A 20,238-nucleotide genomic window follows, 5' to 3' on the forward strand; every position below is an offset into this window, starting at 1 on the left:
CCGCCCACCCCGGCGGGGTGGTGCCGCGGCGGGCGGGCATGATGGTGGCATGCGGCTCCCGACGGGGCCGCATGTGTGTGCCCGTCGAGCCGAAAGAGGAAGATGAACGGGACGTTCACCCCGCTCAGTGGGCTGAGAAGAAGAGTGGTGTAAGCCGTGCACATTGTCATCATGGGCTGCGGGCGGGTCGGCTCCGCTCTCGCCCAGAACCTGGAACAGCAGGGGCACACGGTCGCCGTGATCGACCAGGACCCCACCGCCTTCCGGCGTCTCGGTTCCTCTTTCGGCGGCCGCCGGGTCACCGGCATCGGCTTCGACCAGGACACCCTGCGCGAGGCCGGCATCGAGGACGCCGGTGCCTTCGCCGCCGTGTCCAGCGGGGACAACTCGAACATCATCGCCGCCCGCGTGGCCCGCGAGATGTTCGGCGTCGAGAACGTCGCCGCCCGTATCTACGACCCCCGACGCGCCGAGGTCTACCAGCGGCTGGGCATCCCCACCGTGGCCACCGTCCGCTGGACGGCCGACCAGATGCTGCGCCGGCTGCTCCCCTCGGGCGCCGAGCCGCTGTGGCGCGATCCCACGGGCGGGGTGCAGCTCGCCGAGGTGCACACCTCGTCGTCCTGGGTCGGTCACAAGATCAGCCGGCTCCAGGAGGAGACGGGAGTGCGGGTGGCCTTCGTCACGCGGCTCGGGGAGGCGATCCTGCCCTCCTCGCAGACGGTGCTGCAGGAGGGTGACCTGGTGCACGTGATGATGCGCACCGACGAGGTCCACAAGGTCGAGGCGGCGTTCGCCAAGGGTCCCGAAGAGGAGGGCGGTCACTGATGAGGGTCGCCATTGCCGGTGCCGGCGCGGTCGGCCGTTCGATCGCGGGCGAGCTGCTGGAGAACGGCCACGAAATCCTGCTCATCGACAAGGCGCCGACCGCCATCTCGGTCGAGCGGGTCCCGATGGCGGAGTGGCTGCTCGCCGACGCGTGCGAGATCACGTCCCTGGACGAGGCGGCGCTGCAGCGCTGCAACGTCGTGATCGCCGCGACGGGCGACGACAAGGTCAACCTGGTCGTGTCGCTGCTGGCCAAGACGGAGTACGGCGTCCCGCGGGTCGTTGCCCGGGTGAACAACCCGAAGAACGAGTGGCTCTTCAACGAGTCCTGGGGCGTGGACGTCGCCGTCTCCACCCCGCGTCTGATGTCGGCCCTGGTGGAGGAGGCGGTGAGCGTCGGCGACCTGGTCCGGCTGCTGCGCTTCAGCCACGGCGACGCCAACCTCGTCGAGCTGACCCTGCCGGAGGAGTCGGCGCTGGCCGGCACCCAGGTCGGCGACGTCCAGTGGCCGGAGGACACGTCCCTGGTGACGATCATCCGCGGCACCCGGGTGCTGACGCCGTCGCGGGAGGACTCCCTGGAGGCGGGTGACGAACTGCTGTTCGTCGCGGCGCAGGCCCGTGAGGAGCAGCTGGAGGACCTGCTGTCGGCCCGGCGGCGGCCGGACGGCACGGTCTGAGGCCCGAGGCCCGAGATCCGAGCCTGGGTCTGAGTCTGAGGCCTGAGTCTGAGGTCTGGACAAGGCGACCCGGCGAGACGTACTGCACCGTCTCGCCGGGTCGTCCTGTCCGTCAGGCCTTGCGGTGTCTGCCGCCGCGCAGGTCGGCGCCCTCTCCGGGGGCTCCGTCGGTTTCGCCGGCTCCGGACGGTCCCGGAAGGGTGCCGTCGGTGTCCCGGTCGTGCCGCTCACGCGCGGCCTTCTCCGCCTTCTCGGCCTCCTCCGCCGCCTCCATCTCCGCGAACACGTCGATGGGCGCCGGCGCCTTGGCCAGGAAGACCCAGGTCAGCCAGACGGCGAGCAGGAAGGGCGGGATCTTCAGGGTGACCAGGACCCAGCCGAGCTGCTCGGTGTCCGCCCACCAGTACAGCGGGAAGAGGATCGCGGACTTGGCGAGCAGGATGAGGCCCCACGCGTAGCTGGCCTTCGTGTACGCCTTCTTGCGGCCCGGGTTGCGGGTGCGCCAGGAGAGGTTTTCCTTGAAGACCGGTCCGAGGATCAGCCCGATGAGCGGCACTCCGGCCAGCGAGGTGACGATGTAGGCGAGGGCCAGGCCGAGGGTGTAGAGCATGCCCGGCAGATAGAAGTTCTTGGCGTTGTCGGTCATCATCGCGAAGACCACGCCGAAGGCGACACCGAAGACCCCGCTGAACGCGTGCTTGACGGTGTCCTTCATCACCAGCCGGACCACGACCAGCACCACCGACACGGCCAGGGCCGCGATCGCCGACATGTGCAGGTCGTTGTTGAGCGTGAAGATGGTGACGAAGAGCAGGCCCGGCAGCACCGTCTCGATCATGCCCCGCACGCCGCCGAACGCCTCGAACAGCGCGGCCTCCGTCACCGCGCGGGAGTCGTCGGCCTCTGTCGTCTCTTCGGTCGGCTTGTCGAGCGACGTCACCGGCTACTCCCGTCCGAGGGGTCTCAGTTCGTATTTCGGGTTGAAGAGCACCCGGCGGCCGTGGCTCATGGAGATCCGGCCCGATGCGATGAGCTTGCGCCCCGGCTCTATGCCCACGATGGAGCGTCTGCCCAGCCACACCACGTCGAGGGCGGCGGACCCGTCGAACAGCTCGGCCTCCAGGGCCGGGACGCCCGCGCGCGGTCGCAGGGTGACCGTGCGCAAGGTACCAGTAACCGACACGACCTGCCGGTCCTGGCAGTCTCCGATGCGGGTGCAGCCGGTAGTGTCCGTGTCCTCGCGCAGTTCCTCCGACTCCAGGTCCTCCTGTGACGAGGAGAGCCGGTCGAACATGCGCCGGAACCGGCCCACCGGCTTGTCGGAACGCGGAGCAGCACTCATATCTGAAGCGTACCGGGGCCCGCCGACAGCCATGCACCCGTCCCGGGACGGGATGGCGGGGCTCACGTTCCGGGCACCTCCCGCTCACTTCTCGAAGCGGTATCCCATGCCGGGCTCGGTGACGAAGTGCCGGGGGTGTGCGGGGTCGGCCTCCAGTTTGCGGCGCAGCTGGGCCATGTAGACCCGCAGGTAGTTCGTCTCCGTCCCGTACGACGGCCCCCACACCTCCTGCAGCAGCTGCCTCTGGCTGACCAGGCGTCCCGTGTTGCGCACCAGCACCTCCAGCAGGTGCCACTCGGTGGGCGTCAGGCGTACGTCCCGCCCGCCGCGGTGGACCTTCTTCGCGGCGAGGTCGACGGTGAACTCCGCGGTGTCCACGATCACGTCGTCCTCGCCGCCGGGGACCGGCTCGGAGCGGCGGACGGCGGCCCGCAGCCGGGCCAGCAGCTCGTCCATGCCGAAGGGCTTGGTGACGTAGTCGTCGGCGCCCGCGTCGAGCGCCTCGACCTTCTCGTCGGAGGAGTGGCGGGCGGAGAGCACCAGGATCGGCACCCGGGTCCAGCCTCGCAGGCCTCTGATCACCTCGACGCCGTCCATGTCCGGCAGGCCCAGGTCCAGCACCACCACGTCGGGCTGGCGGGCGGCGGCGAGCTGAAGGGCGGTGGCACCGTCGTGGGCGGCGTCGACGTCGTAGTGGCGCGCCTTGAGGTTGATCACGAGGGCGCGCACGATCTGCGGTTCGTCGTCGATCACGAGGACGCGGGTCATCCGGCGGCCTGCCTTTCTGCTGTCGCTGGGTGGGGGGCCGGTGCGGGCCGGCCCACCGCGCGGAGGGTGAGCACCATGGTGAGGCCGCCGCCGGGTGTGTCCTCGGCGTTCAGCGTGCCGCCCATCGCCTCGGCGAAGCCCCGGGCCACGGCCAGTCCGAGCCCGACCCCGGCTCCGCGCGGGGCGTCGCCGTACCGCTGGAAGGGCTCGAAGATACGGTCCTTGGCCTCGTCGGGCACGCCCGGCCCCCGGTCGACGACCCGTACCTCCACGCGGTCCGCGAGGGCGCTGGCGGCGACCAGGACGGTCCGGCCGGCCGGACTGTACTTGACGGCGTTCTCCACCAGGTTGGCCATCGCCCGCTCCAGGAGCCCGGCGTCCACGGCGACCATGGGCAGCGTCTCCGGGATGTCCAGCTCCGCGCTCCCCTCGGGCACCCCGCCGAGCGCCATCGGCGCCACCTCGTCGACGTCGATCTCGCGGATCAGCGGCGTGACCGTGCCGGTCTGCAGGCGGGACATGTCGAGCAGGTTGCCCACGAGGTGGTCGAGGCGGTCGGCGCCCTCCTCGATGCCCTCCAGCAGCTCGGCCTGGTCCTCCTCCGACCACGCCACGTCGTCGGACCTGAGGCTCGTCACCGCCGCCTTGATGCCGGCCAGCGGCGTGCGCAGGTCGTGGCTGACCGCGGCGAGCAGCGCGGTGCGGATGCGGTTGCCCTCGGCCAGGGCGCGGGCCCGGTCGGCCTCCTCGCGCAGGCGGCGCCGGTCCAGTACGACCGCTGCCTGGACGGCGAAGGCGGCCAGGACCCGGCGGTCCTCGGCGGGCAGGACGCGGCCGGTCAGCGCGAGGGCCATGTGGTCGCCGACCGGCATGTCCACGTCGGCGTCCTCCGGGCGCTCCACGGGCGGACCCGACCCCGCGCGGCCCGCGCAGGTCCAGGGCGCCACGTCGCCCTCCCGCTCCAGCAGGGCGGCCGATTCCATGCCGAAGGTCTCGCGCACACGTTCCAGGAGCGTCTCAAGGCTGGTCTCGCCGCGCAGCACGTCACCGGCCAGGAAGGAGAGGATCTCCGACTCGGCGCGCAGCCTGGCCGCCTGGTGGGTGCGGCGGGCGGCGAGGTCGACGACCGAGGCCACGGAGAGCGCGACACCGACGAATATGGCGAGCGCAAGGATGTTCCGGGGGTCGGCGATGGTGATCCGGTTGACGGGCGGCGTGAAGAACCAGTTCAGCAGCAGCGACCCGACGGCGGCCGAGGCGAGCGCCGGGAACAGCCCGCCGAGCAGGGCGGCGGCGACGGTCAGGGCCAGGTACAGCAGCACGTCGTTGGCGAGCCCGAGGTGTACGGCGCTGAGCAGCAGGGTCAGCAGCACCGGTCCGCCGAGCCCGGTGAACCAGCCCCAGACGATCCGGGAACGCCCGAGCCGCGCTCCCCTGGCCACCGGCAGTCCGCGGCCCTTGGCGACCTCCTCGTGGGTCACGATGTGGACGTCCAGGTCGGGCCCGGACTCGCGGGCGACCGTGGCGCCGACGCCGGGGCCGAAGACGTACTGCCAGGCCTTGCGGCGCGAGGAGCCGAGGACGATCTGGGTGGCGTTGACGCCGCGCGCGAAGTCCAGCAGCGCGGCCGGTATGTCCTCGCCGAGGACGTGGTGGAAGGTACCGCCGAGGTCCTCCACGAGGGTGCGCTGCACCGCCAGCTCCTTCGGGGAGGCCGAGGTCAGCCCGTCGCTGCGGGCTATGTACACGGCCAGCACCTCGCCGCCGGCGCCCTTCTCGGCGAGGCGCGCGGCCCTCCGTATCAGCGTCCGGCCCTCGGGGCCGCCGGTCAGGCCGACCACGATGCGTTCGCGCGAGCCCCAGATCTTCGAGACGCGGTGCTCGCTGCGGTACTGCTGGAGGTACTCGTCGGCCCGGTCCGCCACCCACAGCAGCGCCAGCTCGCGCAGGGCGGTGAGGTTGCCGGGGCGGAAGTAGTTGGACAGGGCCGCGTCGACCTTGTCCGGCTGGTAGATGTTGCCGTGGGCCATGCGGCGGCGCAGTGCCTGGGGCGACATGTCGACCAGCTCGATCTGGTCCGCGCGCCGCACCACCTCGTCCGGCACGGTCTCCCGCTGCCGTACGCCGGTGATCGACTCCACGACGTCACCGAGTGACTCCAGGTGCTGGATGTTGACGGTCGAGACGACGTCGATGCCTGCGGCGAGCAGTTCCTCGACGTCCTGCCAGCGCTTGGCGTTGCGCACGCCGGGGACGTTGGTGTGGGCCAGTTCGTCCACCAGTGCCACGCGTGGGGCACGGGCCAGGACCGCGTCCAGGTCCAGCTCGGTGAAGACGGCGCCGCGGTACTCGACCTCCCGGCGCGGCACCTGCTCCAGACCGCGCAGCAGTACCTCGGTGCGGGCGCGGCCGTGGTGCTCGACGAAGGCGACCACGCAGTCGGTGCCCCGCTCGACGCGCCGGTGCGCCTCGGCCAGCATCGCGTACGTCTTGCCGACGCCGGGTGCCGCACCGAGGTAGATCCGAAGCTTGCCGCGTCCCATGGCCCCATTGTCTTCCGGTCGGCGCTGAGTGCGCAGCGTCGACCTTACGGCCCACAATCGCGACAAATCGGGGCGGGGGTGTGGATGCCGGTCGTCTTTGACGGAACTCTGACGCCGGAGTCGGCGCCGCAGCGTCACTGCTCGGCGATCTCCCCGTCCCGCAGCTCCAGCACCCGGTCGGCGAGGTCGAGCAGGGTGGCGTCGTGGGTGGCGACCAGGGCGGTGACCCGTTCGCTGCGTACGACGGCCCGCAGCAGCTCCATCACGGAGTGCCCGGTCTCGGCGTCCAGCTGGCCGGTGGGCTCGTCGGCGATGAGCAGGGCCGGGTTGTTGGCGAGGGCGCGGGCGACGGCGACGCGCTGCTGCTGGCCGCCGGAGAGCTCGCCGGGCCGCTGGGCGGCGTGGTCGGCGAGGCCGACGAGGGAGAGCAGCAGGCCGACGCGCTCCTCGCGCTCACGCGGGGCGGCGCGGCGCAGCCGCATCGGCACACCGACGTTCTCGGCGGCCGTGAGGATCGGGACGAGCCCGAAGGACTGGAAGACGAAGCCGATCCGGTCCCGGCGCAGGGCGAGCAGCCCGTCCTCGTCGAGCCCGGCCAGGTCCTGGCCGTCGACCTCGATCCGCCCGGCGTCGGGTGCGTCGAGCCCGCCGACGACGTTGAGCAGCGTGGTCTTCCCCGATCCGGACCGACCCTTGAGGGCGACCAGCTCACCGCGCGGCACCTCGAAGGAGACGCCGCGCAGGGCGTGCACGGCGGCGCCGCCCTGCCCGTACGACTTCCGTACGTCCTCGACGCGCACCATCGTCTCGGTGACCACCTGGGCCATGTGCCCCTCCCCCGCCGTGCGACCGGGCGCCAGTATCACCGGCGGGCACCCGCAGGTTCAACGGCCGGCTCCGGATCCACCGCGGCGCCGGCCCGCTCCGGGCACCGGCTCCGTGAGCGCGGCGGTCACCTCCGGCGACGGCTGCGGGCGCCCCGCTCTGCCGCGCGGGCCGCCGACCCGTGGCCGTCCCGTCGTGCCGTCCGGACGCACGGAGGGTTCGCGAAGGGCCCGCGGCGGCGAGGACGCCCGGTGCCTCCACGGCAGCCCCCTTCGGCCCGTCAGGCAAGAGGCGTCGCCGAGCGGCCGTCGAGCCCCGGCACCCGAAGCGTCTGCCCGCTCCCGGTGCCGCAGAACCCGTGCCTGCGGCGGGCGCGCGCCCGCCCCCGCGAGCGTGAGCCCACCCCGGGCGGGCGGTCGCGCCTCCCCGGTTTTCCATGACACGGAGGGCCGCACCCCTCAGGGGCGCGGCCCTCGTCGCGTGCGTCCGTACGTCTTCGGGTACGTATCGCCTTCGGATACGTACCCGAAGACGTACGGAGTCGTTGCCTAGCGGACTTCGGTGATCTCCGGTCCGCGCTGGAGCTGGCCCATGCCTCCGGCGAAGCGGGAGCCCTCCTCCTGCTGGACGCCCTCGGGAACCATCTGCGCGTCGTTCGGCAGCTTGAGGACGAGGGGGTCGCGCGGGGCCATCGGGCCGTCGCCGCGGACCACGACCGTGTCCCGGAAGATCTGCTCCAGCAGACCCGCGGCCTGCGGCTGCACCGCACCCTGGCCGGAGATCACTCCGCGCAGGAACCAGCGCGGCCCGTCCACGCCGACGAACCGCACGACCTGGAAGCCGCCGGTGCCGTCCGGCAGCTGGACCGGCACCTGGGCCCGCAGCTCCCAGCCCAGCGGGCCCTCGACCTCGTCGATGATGCCGCCCTGCTGGGTGATGCCGGAGGCGATCTCCTCGCGCACCTCGCCCCAGATGCCCTCGCGCTTGGGCGCGGCGAAACCCTGGAGCTGGATGGCGCTGTCGCGCAGGACGACGGTCGCGGCGACGATCGCGTCGCCCGCGACCTCCACCCGCAGTTCCATGCCGTCGACACCGGGGACGAACAGGCCGCCCAGGTCCACCCGGCCCTCGGCGGGGTCGCGGACCTCGCTGCTGTCCCAGGGTCCGTCGGGGCGCGGCTCGGGCTCGAGCCGCACGCGTTCGCGCTCCTCGTCCGCCTCGGTGTCGACGCTGTCGACGACCTGCTCGGTCTCGCCGGCCGCGTCCTCGGCGGCATCCATCTTCTTGCGACGTCCGAACACGTCACTGTCCTTCCCGGTCGGATACGACCGAAGCGTATCGATTCCCACCCGTCGGGCCGCCCTCGGCGACCTGACCGCTTGTGCCGCTTGCACGGTCCCATCCGGCGTGGCCGCCGGTGGACCCGAAGCCCCCCTCGGCCCGCGCCGAGTCGGGAAGTTCCGCGACCTGACGGAAGCGGACCCTCTCGACCTGCTGGACGACCAGTTGGGCAATCCGGTCGAAGCGCTCGAACCGCACGCTCTCGCGCGGGTCGAGATTCACCACGATCACCTTGATCTCCCCACGGTACCCGGCATCAATCGTCCCCGGGGCATTCACGAGGGCGACGCCGCAGCGCGCGGCCAGTCCGGAACGTGGGTGCACGAAGGCCGCGTACCCCTCGGGCAGCGCCACAGACACACCGGTGGGCAGTACGGCGCGTTCGCCGGGTGCCAGCTCGCAGCCGACAGTGGTGCACAGGTCGGCGCCCGCGTCCCCGGGCTGCGCGTACGCCGGGAGCGGTACGTCGGGGTCGACGCACCGGATCAGGACCTCGAGACCGGCGTCGCTCACGGGTTCACCTCGAAGGCGCGGGCCCGGCGGACCTGGTCGGGGTCGTCCATGGCGGCACGGATATCCTCGTCGCGCCCGTTCTCGACGAAGTGATCGACCTTGACCTCGACGAACAGGGCGTCCGCGCGGACGGCCACGGGGCCTTCGGGGCCGCCGATCCGGCCGGTGGCGGTGGAGTAGATCTTCCGGCCGGCGACCGCCGTCACCTCGGCCTCCAGGTACAGCGTCGTGTCCACGGGCACCGGCAGCCGGAAGTCGGTCTCCAGCCGTCCGGTCACCGCGATCGTGCGCAGCAGCCAGTTCAACGAGCCGAGGGTCTCGTCCAGGGCGCTCGCCAGCACACCGCCGTGCGCCAGGCCGGGGGCGCCCTGGTGGGCGGGGCGCACGGTGAACTCGGCGGTGATCGACACGCCTTCACCGGCCCGCGCCTGGAGGTGCAGTCCGTGCGGCTGGTCGCCTCCGCAGCCGAAGCACTGGCCGTAATGGGCGCCGAGCAGCTCGCCGGGGGCGGGCGCCTCGGGGTGCCGTACGGGTTTCACGGCGTCGGCAGGGGGCTGGAGACCTGGGGAAGTACCACTCACAGGCGCAGACCTTACCCGCGCGTCGGCCGATCACCGATACCGTGCCAAGCTTGGTCCATGCAGCTCTCCACGGCCCCGTACGAAGAACGCCTCACCGCGCCCCGTTCCTGGTGGCTGGTCTCCTTCCTCGTGGGGCTCGCGTTCGCGCTGATCCTGCTGCCCCTCGGCACGCTGCCCATGCTGGGCGGCCTGGCGGGCGGTACGGCGGTGGCGGCCGTGGCGGCCAGTTCGTACGGCGCGGTGCGCATCCGCGTGGTGGGCGACTCGCTGATCGCGGGCGAGGCGAAGGTGCCGGTCACGGCGCTGGGCGAGGCGGAGATCCTCGATCCGGAGGAGGCCCGCGCCTGGCGTACGTACAAGGCCGACACCCGGGCGTTCCTGCTGCTGCGCGCCTACATCCCGCGGGCCGTGCGCGTGGTGGTCACCGATCCGCAGGACCCGACTCCCTACCTGTACCTGTCGACGCGCGAGCCGGAGCGGCTGATCGAGGCGCTGACGGCGGCGAAGGCGGCGGCCGCGTAACGGGGGACCGGACGCAGCGGGGCGGGCGGGTCAGCGGTCTTCTTTGCCGAAGCTTTCCCGGGGACCGACCGGAGACCGGTCGGGGACCTAGCTTCTCCGAGGACCGGGACCGGGACCGGGACCGGGGCCGAGACCGGGGCGGGGGCCTCTCCCGGGGCCGGGGCTCGTCCCGTGGCCGCTTCCGGTCTCCTCGGTGATCTCGCCCATCTCCAGGGCGTACTGCGGCTTCTCCAGGGCGGGAAGGTCCGCCAGAGCGCTCCAGGCGACCTGCCGCTTGCGCAGGTCGGTGCGGATCCTGGCGGCCAGCTTGCCGGTGTCGCGGCGGTTCATGACGGCACCCACGGCGGCGCCCACCATGAAGGGCATCAGGTTCGGCAGGTTGCGCACCATGCGCTTCATGATCTGCTGGCGCAGCTGGCGCTTCATGTGGCTGTTCATCGCCGAGCCGACGGTCGACGGCTTGGACACGTCGACACCGCGTTCGTCCGACCAGGAGTTCAGGTACGCGGTGCTGCGCCGGGCGAGATTTCCCGGCGGGCGTACGCCGTAGACCTCGTGGAGTTCGGCGATCAGCTTGAGCTCGATCGCCGCGACGCCGGTGACCTCGGCGGCCAGTTCCGTGGGCATCGCGGGCGGTACGGGCATCATCGCGGCCGCTCCGATCCCGGCTCCCACGGTCGCGGTGCCCCGGGTCGCGCCGGCCACGAGCCGGTCGGCGAGTTCCTCGGGTCCGAGGCCGGGGAACTGCCTGCGGAGCGTCGCCAGGTCGCGTACGGGCACGCGCGGTGCCAGTTCGATGATCCGGTCGGCGAGGTGGGCCAGGGCCGCTCTGGCCCGGGCGCCGCCGTTGCGGACGCCCTGTCCGGCCTTGTGCCGGAACGCCGCTGCCCTGCGCCGGGCAGCGGGTGCCGGCGGCTGTGCGGTCGCCGGGAGGTCACTCCGGCCGACCACTGGTTCGAGCGGGGCCGTCCCCGTGTCGGTCGGGCCCCGCTCGTCGTCACGCGCGCTGTACGGACCGCCCTGCGGCCCTTGGTCCGCTCCCCGCCGGGGGAAGCGGCGCTTCCAGGGAGGGGTCGAGCCAGTCACGGCCGACCCCGCCTCAGTCGCAGTCGCGGCAGATCGGCTGACCGTTCTTCTCCCGGGCCAGCTGGCTGCGGTGGTGCACCAGGAAGCAGCTCATGCAGGTGAACTCGTCCTGCTGCTTCGGCAGTACACGGACCGCCAGCTCCTCGTTGGAGAGGTCGGCTCCGGGCAGTTCGAGGCCTTCCGCGGCCTCGAACTCGTCGACGTCGACGGCCGAGGCGGACTTGTCGTTCCGCCGGGCCTTCAGCTCTTCGAGGCTGTCCGAGTCGACGTCGTCGTCGGTCTTGCGTGGAGTGTCGTAATCGGTTGCCATGGTCGCTCTCCCCCTCTGGGTGTCTGCGGTGTCTTCAGCGCACGTAACGCGTGAGAGGCCGGACTTGTGCCCGACCTGAGGCGGAGATTTTGCCTCACATCAAGGTCTGTTACTCAATCGACACCCAACCGGACTCCTCATGAGTGATCGGCTTGGATGGCGATGGGGACCGTACACGGTCGTAATACCGCACTTCAAAGGCGTCTCACCGTGTACTTCCCGTGATCAGGACCCCTGAAAACCGGGATTTTCCCGGCTTTCCGACAGGGTGCATGATCACGGAGAGTGGATGACGAGAAAGCCTCCGCTGTGATCGATCACACAGGCGATGCCCGGGCCGATGGCCTGGGAATTCCGCTAAAAGCGAACATTCCTGGGCCTCGAACAAGGGATGTCGAGGTCATGATCTCAGACGGGCAGGGTGACGCGCATCACGAGCCCCCCGCCCTCGCGCGGCTGCGCGTAGATGTGTCCGCCGTGCGCGCGGGCCACGGACCGCGCGATGGACAGCCCGAGGCCGACACCCTTGTCGCTGCCCGTCCGCTCCGTACGCAGCCGCCGGAAGGGCTCGAAGAGGTTGTCGACCTCGTACGCCGGGACGACCGGTCCCGTGTTGGTGACCACGAGGACCGCCTGGCCGTTCTCCAGCGCCGTGGTGACCTCCACCCAGCCGTGTTCGGCCACGTTGTAGCGAACGGCGTTCTGGACGAGGTTCAGGGCGATCCGCTCCAGCAGGACGCCGTTGCCCTGGACCACCGCGGCCTCGCGGGTGCCGCGGATCTCGACGCCCTTGGCCTCCGCCTCGCCGTGCGCCTGGTCGAGGGCCTGCCCGGCCACCTCGGCGAGGTCCACCGGCTTGCGTTCGACGATCTGGTTGTCGCTGCGGGCGAGCAGCAGCAGCCCCTCGACCAGCTGCTCGCTGCGTTCGTTGGTGGCCAGCAGGGTCTTGCCCAGCTGCTGGAGCTCGACGGGCGCGTTCGGATCGGACAGGTGCACCTCGAGGAGGGTGCGGTTGATCGCGAGCGGAGTGCGCAGCTCGTGGGAGGCGTTGCCGACGAAGCGCTGCTGGGCGGTGAAGGCCCGCTGCAGCCGCTCCAGCATGTCGTCGAAGGTGTCCGCCAGCTCCTTCAGCTCGTCGTCCGGGCCGTCCAGCTCGATCCGGCGGGACAGGTCGGAGCCTGCCACGGCGCGTGCGGTGCGGGTGATCCGGCCGAGCGGCGAGAGGACGCGTCCGGCCATCGCGTAGCCGAAGGCGAAGGCGATCACGGCCAGACCGAGGAGCGCCAGGAGGGAGCGGCTGAGCAGGTTGTCCAGGGCCACCTTGCGCTGGTGGTCCATGCAGTCGCTGATCGCGGCGTTGAAGTCGGACAGCGACAGGTTGCCGTTGTCGACCACGGGGCAGTCGCTGCTGGAGACCCTGAGGTCGGTGAAGTCGACGATCTTGTACAGCGGCTGGTTGCCGCTGCGCACCGCCTGGGCGGCGAGCAGGTAGATGATCGACAGCAGCAGGATGCCGGCGATGAGGAACATGCCGCCGTACAGCAGCGTGAGCCTTATCCGGATGGTGGGGCGCAGCCACGGCAGGGGGGTGGCCGAGCGCGGGTCCCACGTCGGTTTCGGAGGCGCCCCGGGGGGCGCGGGTGTCGTCGCCACGGTCGATCAGATCCGGTAGCCGGAGCCGGGCACGGTGACGATGACGGGCGGTTCGCCGAGCTTGCGGCGCAGGGTCATGACGGTCACGCGCACGACGTTGGTGAACGGGTCGGTGTTCTCGTCCCAGGCCTTCTCCAGCAACTGCTCCGCGGAGACCACGGCGCCCTCGCTGCGCATGAGCACTTCGAGAACCGCGAACTCCTTGGGCGCGAGCTGCACCTCCTTGCCGTCGCGGAAGACCTCGCGGCGGTTGGGGTCGAGCTTGATCCCGGCCCGCTCCAGGACGGGCGGCAGGGGCACGCTGGTGCGCCGGCCCAGGGCGCGCACGCGGGCGATCAGCTCGCTGAAGGCGAAGGGCTTGGGCAGGTAGTCGTCGGCGCCGATCTCCAGGCCCTCGACCCGGTCGCTGACGTCGCCGGAGGCCGTGAGCATCAGCACGCGCGTGGGCATGCCCAGCTCGACGATCTTGCGGCACACGTCGTCGCCGTGCACGAGGGGGAGGTCGCGGTCGAGGACGACCACGTCGTAGTCGTTGACGCCGATGCGCTCCAGGGCGGCCGCACCGTCGTACACGACGTCGACGGCCAAGGCCTCCCGGCGAAGTCCGGTGGCCACCGCATCGGCGAGCAGTTGCTCGTCCTCGACGACGAGTACGCGCACGTCGCTTGTCCTTCCTGTGTCCGCCCGCGCCCGCCTGTCGGGCGCACGAGGGCAGGGGCCTGGTGGGTGTGTTGCCTCCATCCTGCCCTTTTCAGCCATAAGTCGGCTGTAAGACAGGGGACGCCGCAGGACAGGGGACAGCGGGACCAGGGCGCGGCCCCGGCGGCGAGGAGGCGAGGGACCGGGAGCGAGGGACCGGGAGCGAGGGACCGGGAGCGAGAGGCCGGGCGCCGGGAGCCGGAAAAGGTACGGAAGCGGGAATGCGAGATTTTCTCGCGCGGTTGAGGTTTCCGCGAAGGGGAGCTGGGGGAGGACGGGTTTACACCCCGCGATCACGCTCTGCCCGTACCGCGTCACCGCGCGGTACGCGGTGGTCCGCTTCCGCAGAGCGGGCGTGGGTGTCCGGCACCGTCGCTGCCCGGCCGGGCAGCGCTGGGCACTCCGCAGGAGACGTGATCGCCCCTTCCGAACGGCACACCCCCGTGCCAATGACCCACGACCAGGACGAGGGGGCGCAGCATGGACGCTTTCACCGCAGGACTTCTGCAGCGCATAAAGACGACCGAGTCCGACCTGTCCCGGGCCCGCGACGAGGGCGACGAGTTCCTTGTCGAGGTGGAGCTGGGAGAGCTCGACGATCTGCGCCGCCTCGCTGCCGAGCACGGTGTGGAGGTCGGCGCGACCAACGCCTGACCGGCTCGTGAACAGTCCGTGAAGGGCAGGCAGGGCCAGCAGAACAAGCAGGACAAGGACAAGGCCCCGGCGGGATCCAGCGCCGGGGCTTCGTCGTGCGGGTGGCCGTCCGGCGGCGGTGCGCGGCCCGGGCGGGCGGGGCAGCAGGCGGGCGGAACCGTCGTCGGCCGGGCAGCGACCGGGGCGCGGCCCGCCCGCTCGCACGGCGCCGCCCGTGGCAGGGCGCGGCGGTCTCGCCGCTGCTGCGGCTGGTCCCGCCGGGCGGTGCCGGTGCCCCGCCCGGCGGGCCGGGCCTACGCGCCGAGGTCCGTCAGGAGGCGCTGGAGGGGTGCGAAGACGGACGGGGTGGCCGCGATCGTCAGGGTGCCGGACGGGCGCTCGCCGGGCCGCCCTCCGGTCACCGCGCCCGCCTCGCGGGCGATCAGGTCGCCCGCCGCGAGGTCCCAGGGGTGCAGGCCCCGCTCGTAGTACCCGTCGAGGCGTCCCGCGGCGACGTCGCACAGGTCGATCGCGGCGGAGCCGCCGCGCCGGATGTCCCGGACCAGCGGAATGAGCCGCCGCGCGATCTCGGCCTGCTCCGCGCGGACGTCGGCGACGTAGTTGAAACCGGTGGAGACCAGCGCCTGGTCCAGCGGGGCCGCGGCCCGGCAGGAGAGTCTGCGCTCGCCCTCCCAGGCTCCCGTCGCCCAGGCCCCGCCGCCCAGCACCGCGTGGTAGGCCTCCCCCCGCATCGGCGCCGCGACCGCCGCCGCCACCCGCTCGCCGTCCTGCTCGGCGGCGATGGAGACGGCCCAGGTCGGCAGCCCGTAGAGGTAGTTGACCGTGCCGTCGAGCGGGTCGACGACCCAGCGGACGCCGCTCGTGCCCTCCGTGGCGGAACCCTCTTCGCCGAGGATCCCGTCGTCGGGCCGCCGGTCGGCGATCAGCCCGGTGATCAGCTTCTCCGCGGCGATGTCCATCTCGGTGACCACGTCGATCGGGCTGGACTTGGTGGCGGCGACCGCGAGGTCGGCCGGACGGCCGTCCCGCAGCAGCGTGCCCGCGCGGTGGGCGGCCTCCCGGGCGATCTCCAGCAGGTCGGCGTGGAGCGGGTCGGTCGTCACGTCGGTCACGGGTTTCCTCACGCGTAGGGACTGTCGGCGCCCGCGGCGGCGGGCCGGGGGGCACGGGCGGGGCAGCAGCCGACCGGGCACAGGTCGTGGCTCGCGCCGAGTGAGCCGAGGACGCACGGAGCGACGGCCCCGCCGCGTTCGCGGTCGGCCCGCTCGACGACGAGGTCGCGGACCGCGGCGGCGAACCGCGGGTCGGCGCCCACGGTGGCGGAGCGGCGCACCGGCAGCCCCAGCTCCTCCGCCTTGGCCGTGGCCTCGGTGTCGAGGTCGTACAGGACCTCCATGTGGTCGGAGACGAAGCCGATCGGGGCCATCACCACCGCGGGAACGCCCGCCGCCTGCCGCTCCTCCAGGTGGTCGCAGATGTCGGGCTCGAGCCACGGGATGTGCGGGGCGCCGGAGCGGGACTGGTAGACGAGCTGCCAGGGGTGGTCGACGCCGGTGCGCTCGCGGACGGCGTCGGCGATCACCTGCGCCACGTCCAGGTGCTGGCGCACGTACGCCCCGCCGTCGCCGTGCTCCTCGACCGGTCCTGAGGTGTCGGCGGCGGAGGTGGGGATCGAGTGGGTGCAGAAGGCGATGTGGGCGCCGTCCCGCACCTCCTCGGGCAGCTCGGCGAGGGAGCGGACGAGTCCGTCGACCATCGGCTCGACGAAGCCCGGGTGGTTGAAGTAGTGCCGGAGCTTGTCGACCTCCGGCAGTTCCAGCCCCTCGGACTCCAGGGCGGCGAGCGCGTCCGCGAGGTTCTCGCGGTACTGCCGGCAGCCCGAGTACGAGGCGTAGGCGCTGGTGGCGAGGACCAGGATGCGGCGGCGGCCGTCGCGGACCATCTCGCGCAGGGTGTCCGTCAGGTACGGCGCCCAGTTGCGGTTGCCCCAGTAGACCGGCAGGTCCAGGCCGTGCTCGGCGAAGTCCTTGCGCAGGGCGTCAAGGAGGGCGCGGTTCTGGTCGTTGATGGGGCTGACGCCGCCGAAGAGGAAGTAGTGCTGCCCGACTTCCTTGAGGCGTTCCTTGGGGATGCCTCGCCCGCGGGTCACGTTCTCCAGGAACGGGACCACGTCGTCCGGCCCCTCGGGGCCGCCGAACGAGAGCAGGAGCAGGGAGTCGTAGGGGCTGGCATCGAGCACGTCTGGCATGCCTCGATCCTGCCACCCGGCACTGACAGTGGGGAAACGGCGGGGTACCGGCCGTGTGTCCCGCCTGGTCCGCGGGGGTGTTTCCGGGCGTTGCGGCACGTAAGCTGTATCGGCTGTGTTCACGGCTTACCCGGGCCGTGACCGCGCCTTGCCCGGCCGTGTCCGACGCCGCACCCGGAGACCTCGTTGGCCAGTCCCTACCGCGCTCTGTTCGCCCTCCCCGGCACCAGGGGTTTCTCCGCCGCGGGCTTCCTCGGCCGGATGCCGCTGTCGATGATGGGCATCGGCGTGGTGACGATGATCTCGCAGCTCACCGGGCGGTACGGACTGGCCGGGGCGCTGTCGGCCACCATCGCGCTCGCGGCCGCCGTCGCGGGACCGCAGGTCTCCCGCCTGGTGGACCGGTACGGCCAGCGCCGGGTGCTGCGCCCGGCGACCCTCGTGTCGCTCACCGCGGCGGCCGTGCTGCTGCCGGCCGCGCACTACGGGTGGCCGGACTGGGTGCTGTTCGCGTCCTGCGTCGGCGTCGGCTGCGTACCGAGCCTCGGCGCGATGGTCCGGGCCCGCTGGGCGGCCCTGTACCGGGGCACGCCGCACCTGCACACTGCGTACTCCTTCGAGTCCGTGGTGGACGAGATCTGCTTCATCTTCGGACCGATCGTCTCCATCGGTCTGTCCACGGCCTGGTTCCCGGAGGCCGGGCCCCTGCTCGCGGCCTGCTTCCTGGCGACGGGCGTCTTCTGGCTGACCTCGCAGCGCGCCACCGAACCGGCCCCGCACCCGCGCGAGCACAGGGGCGGCGGCACGGCACTGCGCTCGCGGGGTCTGCGGGTGCTGGTCGGTACGTTCGCCGCCACGGGAGCGATCTTCGGCTCCATCGACGTGGTCACCGTGGCGTTCGCCGAGGAGGAGGGGCACAAGGCCCTCGCCAGCCTCGTCCTCGCGCTGTACGCGGCGGGATCCTGCACGGCGGCCATGGTCTTCGGGGTACTGCGCTTCGCCGGGCCGCCCGAGCGCCGCTGGCTGCTGGGCGTCTGCGCGATGGCCGTGAGTATGATCCCCCTCCTACTGGTCGGAAACCTGCTGTTTCTGGCCGTGGCGCTGTTCGTTGCGGGTCTGTCCATCGCTCCCACGATGATCACGACGATGTCCCTCATCGAAGAGCACGTACCACGCGCGCAGCTCACCGAGGGCATGACCTGGGTGAGCACCGGGCTCGCGGTCGGGGTCGCCCTCGGCTCCTCCGCGGGCGGCTGGGTGATCGACGCCTCCGGAGCGCGTGCCGGGTACGGGGTTCCGGCGGTGGCCGGGGCCGTCGCGGTGGCGGTCGGTTTCGTCGGGTACCGCCGGCTCAAGCGGCCGGACTCGCGTCGGGGAGGCACCGTTGAGCAGCACACGCACGGCGAGCGGCAGGACGAGCGGCCGGAACGGCATCTGGCGTAACTGGGGCGGCAACGTCTCGGCGCGCCCCGCGCGGGAGGCCGCTCCGGCCTCCGTCGACGAAGTGGCCGCAGTCGTGCGCAGGGCCGCCGAGGACGGGCTGCGGGTCAAGGCGGTCGGTACCGGGCACTCCTTCACCTCCATAGCCGCGACGGACGGGATGTTGATCCGCCCTCAACTGTTGACGGGCATCCGCAGCATTGACCGCGACGCCATGACGGTCACGGTCGAGGCGGGCACTCCGCTCAAGAGGCTCAACACGGCCCTCGCGCGCGAGGGGCTGTCGCTGACGAACATGGGCGACATCATGGAGCAGACCGTCTCCGGAGCCACCAGCACCGGTACGCACGGCACCGGCCGCGACTCCGCCTCGATCGCCGCGCAGATCAGGGGCCTCGAACTGGTCACGGCGGACGGCTCGGTACTGACCTGTTCCGAGCACGAGAACCCCGAGGTGTTCGCCGCCGCCAGGATCGGCCTCGGCGCACTGGGCGTGGTCACCGCGATCACCTTCGCCGTGGAACCGGCCTTCCTGCTGACGGCCCGCGAGGAACCGATGCCCTTCGAGCGGGTCCTCGCCGAGTTCGACGAGCTCTGGGCCGAGAACGAGCACTTCGAGTTCTACTGGTTCCCGCACACCGGCAACACCAACACCAAGCGGAACAACCGGAGCGCCGGTCCCCAGCGGCCGGTGGGGCGGTTCCAGGGGTGGCTGGACGACGAGTTCCTGTCCAACGGCGTCTTCCACGCGGCCAACTGGCTCGGCCGCGCGGTGCCGGCCACCGTTCCGGCGATCGCGCGGGTCTCCAGCCGGGCGCTCTCCGCGCGGATGTACACCGACACCCCCTACAAGGTCTTCACATCCCCGCGCCGGGTGCCTTTCGTGGAGATGGAGTACGCCGTTCCGCGCGAGGCCGTCGTCGGGGCGCTGCGCGAACTGCGGGCGACGGTCGACCGGTCGCCGCTGCGGATCAGCTTCCCGGTCGAGGTGCGCACGGCCCCGGCCGACGACATCGCCCTGTCCACCGCCTCGGGCCGCGACAGCGCGTACATCGCCGTGCACATGTTCCGGGGGACGCCGTACCAGGCGTACTTCACCGCCGCCGAGCGCATCTTCACGGCGCACGAGGGCCGGCCGCACTGGGGCAAGGTGCACACCAGGGACGCCGGGTACTTCTCCCGGGTGTATCCGCGCTTCGGCGAGTTCACGGCGCTGCGGGACCGTCTTGACCCGGACCGTCTGTTCCTGAACGACTACTTGCGCCGGGTTCTGGGGCCGTAGCCGAGGCGCCGGGGTCGGGGGTTCCGCCGCCGTCGGAGCCCTGGTCGCCGGTGGCGTCCCCGGTCGGCGCCGGACTGGACGCCGTAGCGCCGTCCTCGGCTGAGCCGCTGTCCGGGGACGTGCTGCCGCCGGTGGCGTCCGGGGCCGCGGACGGTGTGGAGGCCGGTGCGTCACTTTCCCGACCGGAGCCACCCGCGTCACCGGAACCGCCCGTGCCCCGCCCCTCCTGCGCGTCCTCGGAGTCACCGGTTCCGGTGGATTCGCCGGAGTCTCCCGAACCACCCGGTGTGGCGGCGGACTTGCCGTGACCGGTGAAGGCGCTGCCGACCGTGGTGCTGTGGCCGCCGCTCAGGTTCTGGCCCGAGGCCAGCTCGTAGGTGGTGATGCCGGTCATGGCGACCCCGAAGACCAGCGCCGCCGCGACCACCGGGCGCCGCCATCCCGTGGCCCGCGCACGGTAGACGGTGCCCTCGGTGAACCCGCCGTGCAGGCCGGGGGCCGCGGCACCTGCCGCGCCGGAGGCCGGTGCCGGACCGGAGGTCCCGCCCGTCCGCACCGCGCCGACCGTGCGCTTCACCCGGATCTGCTCGCCGGTGCGCTTGAAGAAGTGCTGGAGGACCGAGCCCCCGCAGGTGGCGACCACGCTGATCAGCCCGGCCCCCAGGATCGTGCCGTACACGCCGAAGGAGGAGGCGAGTTTGGCGGCCACGACCGCGGCGAGGGCGCTGCCCGCGACCTGGGGCACACTCAGGTCGATCCTCCTCGCCCCGCCCTCCGTCCCCACGTCCGTCTCGTCTGCACCGTCGGACTTTCCACGCATCCTCGGACCTTGCCTGCCTTTCCCGCACGGGTTCGATCAACTGCACGAGAAAGGGACGTGCGGACGAAACCATTAGTTCCGTTTCTGGTGATTGCGTGAAGTT

General features: G+C 72.0%; 21 protein-coding genes. 6 read left to right on the top strand and 15 right to left on the bottom strand.

Annotated elements, in window-relative coordinates:
- The first annotated feature begins 156 nt into the window (after positions 1 to 156).
- Together HZS56_RS03145 and HZS56_RS03150 are read left to right on the top strand one after the other, a co-directional pair.
- Complete coding sequence (locus HZS56_RS03145) at positions 157 to 828, top strand: potassium channel family protein (RefSeq protein WP_216719097.1); 672 nt, start codon at positions 157 to 159, stop codon at positions 826 to 828.
- Positions 828 to 1,508 carry a potassium channel family protein gene (locus tag HZS56_RS03150; protein ID WP_216719098.1) on the top strand — a complete coding sequence of 227 codons (681 nt, stop codon included), beginning with the start codon at positions 828 to 830 and terminating at the stop codon, positions 1,506 to 1,508. Before HZS56_RS03145 ends, HZS56_RS03150 begins: the two co-directional genes overlap by 1 nt.
- Positions 1,509 to 1,620: 112 nt before the next feature.
- Here the strand turns inward: HZS56_RS03150 and HZS56_RS03155 are convergent, their stop codons facing one another.
- From HZS56_RS03155 to HZS56_RS03190, 8 genes are all read right to left on the bottom strand, one after another.
- Entirely contained in the window at positions 1,621 to 2,448 is an 828-nt protein-coding gene (locus HZS56_RS03155; RefSeq protein WP_216719099.1) for a DUF3159 domain-containing protein, read from the bottom strand.
- A 3-nt stretch (positions 2,449 to 2,451) separates the two neighbouring features.
- Positions 2,452 to 2,850 carry an OB-fold nucleic acid binding domain-containing protein gene (locus HZS56_RS03160; RefSeq protein ID WP_216719100.1) on the bottom strand — a complete coding sequence of 133 codons (399 nt, stop codon included), beginning with the start codon at positions 2,848 to 2,850 and terminating at the stop codon, positions 2,452 to 2,454.
- An 84-nt stretch (positions 2,851 to 2,934) separates the two neighbouring features.
- Positions 2,935 to 3,618, bottom strand: coding sequence for a response regulator (locus HZS56_RS03165; protein ID WP_216719101.1), 684 nt, complete (start codon positions 3,616 to 3,618; stop codon positions 2,935 to 2,937).
- Positions 3,615 to 6,161, bottom strand: coding sequence for an ATP-binding protein (locus HZS56_RS03170; RefSeq protein WP_216719102.1), 2,547 nt, complete (start codon positions 6,159 to 6,161; stop codon positions 3,615 to 3,617). The genes HZS56_RS03165 and HZS56_RS03170 overlap by 4 nt, the downstream gene beginning before the upstream one ends.
- Before the next feature lie 134 nt (positions 6,162 to 6,295).
- Complete coding sequence (locus tag HZS56_RS03175; protein WP_216719103.1) at positions 6,296 to 6,988, bottom strand: ABC transporter ATP-binding protein; 693 nt, start codon at positions 6,986 to 6,988, stop codon at positions 6,296 to 6,298.
- A gap of 546 nt (positions 6,989 to 7,534) precedes the next feature.
- Complete coding sequence (locus HZS56_RS03180; protein WP_216719104.1) at positions 7,535 to 8,287, bottom strand: DUF3710 domain-containing protein; 753 nt, start codon at positions 8,285 to 8,287, stop codon at positions 7,535 to 7,537.
- Between the two features lies 1 nt (position 8,288).
- A complete protein-coding gene (gene dut, locus HZS56_RS03185; protein WP_216719105.1) occupies positions 8,289 to 8,840 on the bottom strand; it encodes a dUTP diphosphatase in 552 nt (183 codons plus the stop codon).
- Positions 8,837 to 9,421, bottom strand: coding sequence for a PaaI family thioesterase (locus tag HZS56_RS03190; RefSeq protein WP_216719106.1), 585 nt, complete (start codon positions 9,419 to 9,421; stop codon positions 8,837 to 8,839). The genes dut and HZS56_RS03190 overlap by 4 nt, the downstream gene beginning before the upstream one ends.
- Positions 9,422 to 9,478: 57 nt before the next feature.
- Here HZS56_RS03190 and HZS56_RS03195 point away from each other — a divergent pair, with 57 nt between their 5' ends.
- Complete coding sequence (locus HZS56_RS03195) at positions 9,479 to 9,943, top strand: DUF3093 domain-containing protein (protein WP_216719107.1); 465 nt, start codon at positions 9,479 to 9,481, stop codon at positions 9,941 to 9,943.
- A gap of 87 nt (positions 9,944 to 10,030) precedes the next feature.
- Here HZS56_RS03195 and HZS56_RS03200 read toward each other — a convergent pair whose 3' ends face one another.
- The 4 genes from HZS56_RS03200 to HZS56_RS03215 all read right to left on the bottom strand — a co-directional run bounded on the left by HZS56_RS03200 (position 10,031) and on the right by HZS56_RS03215 (position 13,652).
- A complete protein-coding gene (locus HZS56_RS03200; protein ID WP_308407971.1) occupies positions 10,031 to 11,029 on the bottom strand; it encodes a hypothetical protein in 999 nt (332 codons plus the stop codon).
- Positions 11,030 to 11,042: 13 nt separating this feature from the next.
- Entirely contained in the window at positions 11,043 to 11,339 is a 297-nt protein-coding gene (locus HZS56_RS03205) for a DUF4193 domain-containing protein (RefSeq protein WP_003993510.1), read from the bottom strand.
- A gap of 408 nt (positions 11,340 to 11,747) precedes the next feature.
- Positions 11,748 to 12,992 (bottom strand): sensor histidine kinase, encoded by a 1,245-nt coding sequence (locus tag HZS56_RS03210; RefSeq protein ID WP_216719108.1) that lies wholly within the window; start codon positions 12,990 to 12,992, stop codon positions 11,748 to 11,750.
- A gap of 6 nt (positions 12,993 to 12,998) precedes the next feature.
- Positions 12,999 to 13,652, bottom strand: coding sequence for a response regulator transcription factor (locus HZS56_RS03215; protein ID WP_020270563.1), 654 nt, complete (start codon positions 13,650 to 13,652; stop codon positions 12,999 to 13,001).
- A gap of 519 nt (positions 13,653 to 14,171) precedes the next feature.
- Here HZS56_RS03215 and HZS56_RS03220 point away from each other — a divergent pair.
- Positions 14,172 to 14,345, top strand: a complete 174-nt coding sequence (locus HZS56_RS03220) for a hypothetical protein (protein WP_216719109.1) — start codon at positions 14,172 to 14,174, stop codon at positions 14,343 to 14,345.
- A gap of 293 nt (positions 14,346 to 14,638) precedes the next feature.
- Here HZS56_RS03220 and HZS56_RS03225 read toward each other — a convergent pair whose 3' ends face one another.
- Positions 14,639 to 15,457, bottom strand: a complete 819-nt coding sequence (locus HZS56_RS03225) for an inositol monophosphatase family protein (RefSeq protein ID WP_216719110.1) — start codon at positions 15,455 to 15,457, stop codon at positions 14,639 to 14,641.
- Between the two features lie 8 nt (positions 15,458 to 15,465).
- The gene (locus tag HZS56_RS03230) at positions 15,466 to 16,593 is read right to left on the bottom strand and encodes a ferrochelatase (protein WP_216719111.1); all 1,128 of its coding nucleotides are present in this window, start codon (positions 16,591 to 16,593) and stop codon (positions 15,466 to 15,468) included.
- A 186-nt stretch (positions 16,594 to 16,779) separates the two neighbouring features.
- Here HZS56_RS03230 and HZS56_RS03235 point away from each other — a divergent pair, with 186 nt between their 5' ends.
- Positions 16,780 to 18,036 (top strand): MFS transporter, encoded by a 1,257-nt coding sequence (locus HZS56_RS03235; protein WP_216719112.1) that lies wholly within the window; start codon positions 16,780 to 16,782, stop codon positions 18,034 to 18,036.
- Positions 17,978 to 19,315, top strand: coding sequence for a D-arabinono-1,4-lactone oxidase (locus tag HZS56_RS03240; RefSeq protein WP_216719113.1), 1,338 nt, complete (start codon positions 17,978 to 17,980; stop codon positions 19,313 to 19,315). The genes HZS56_RS03235 and HZS56_RS03240 overlap by 59 nt, the downstream gene beginning before the upstream one ends.
- Here HZS56_RS03240 and HZS56_RS03245 read toward each other — a convergent pair.
- Entirely contained in the window at positions 19,239 to 20,135 is an 897-nt protein-coding gene (locus HZS56_RS03245; RefSeq protein ID WP_216719114.1) for a hypothetical protein, read from the bottom strand. The genes HZS56_RS03240 and HZS56_RS03245 overlap by 77 nt on opposite strands.
- Between the last annotated feature and the right edge of the window lie 103 nt (positions 20,136 to 20,238).

The sequence above is a fragment of the Streptomyces mayonensis genome (assembly GCF_018982965.1).
Taxonomy (GTDB): Bacteria; Actinomycetota; Actinomycetes; order Streptomycetales; family Streptomycetaceae; genus Streptomyces; species Streptomyces mayonensis.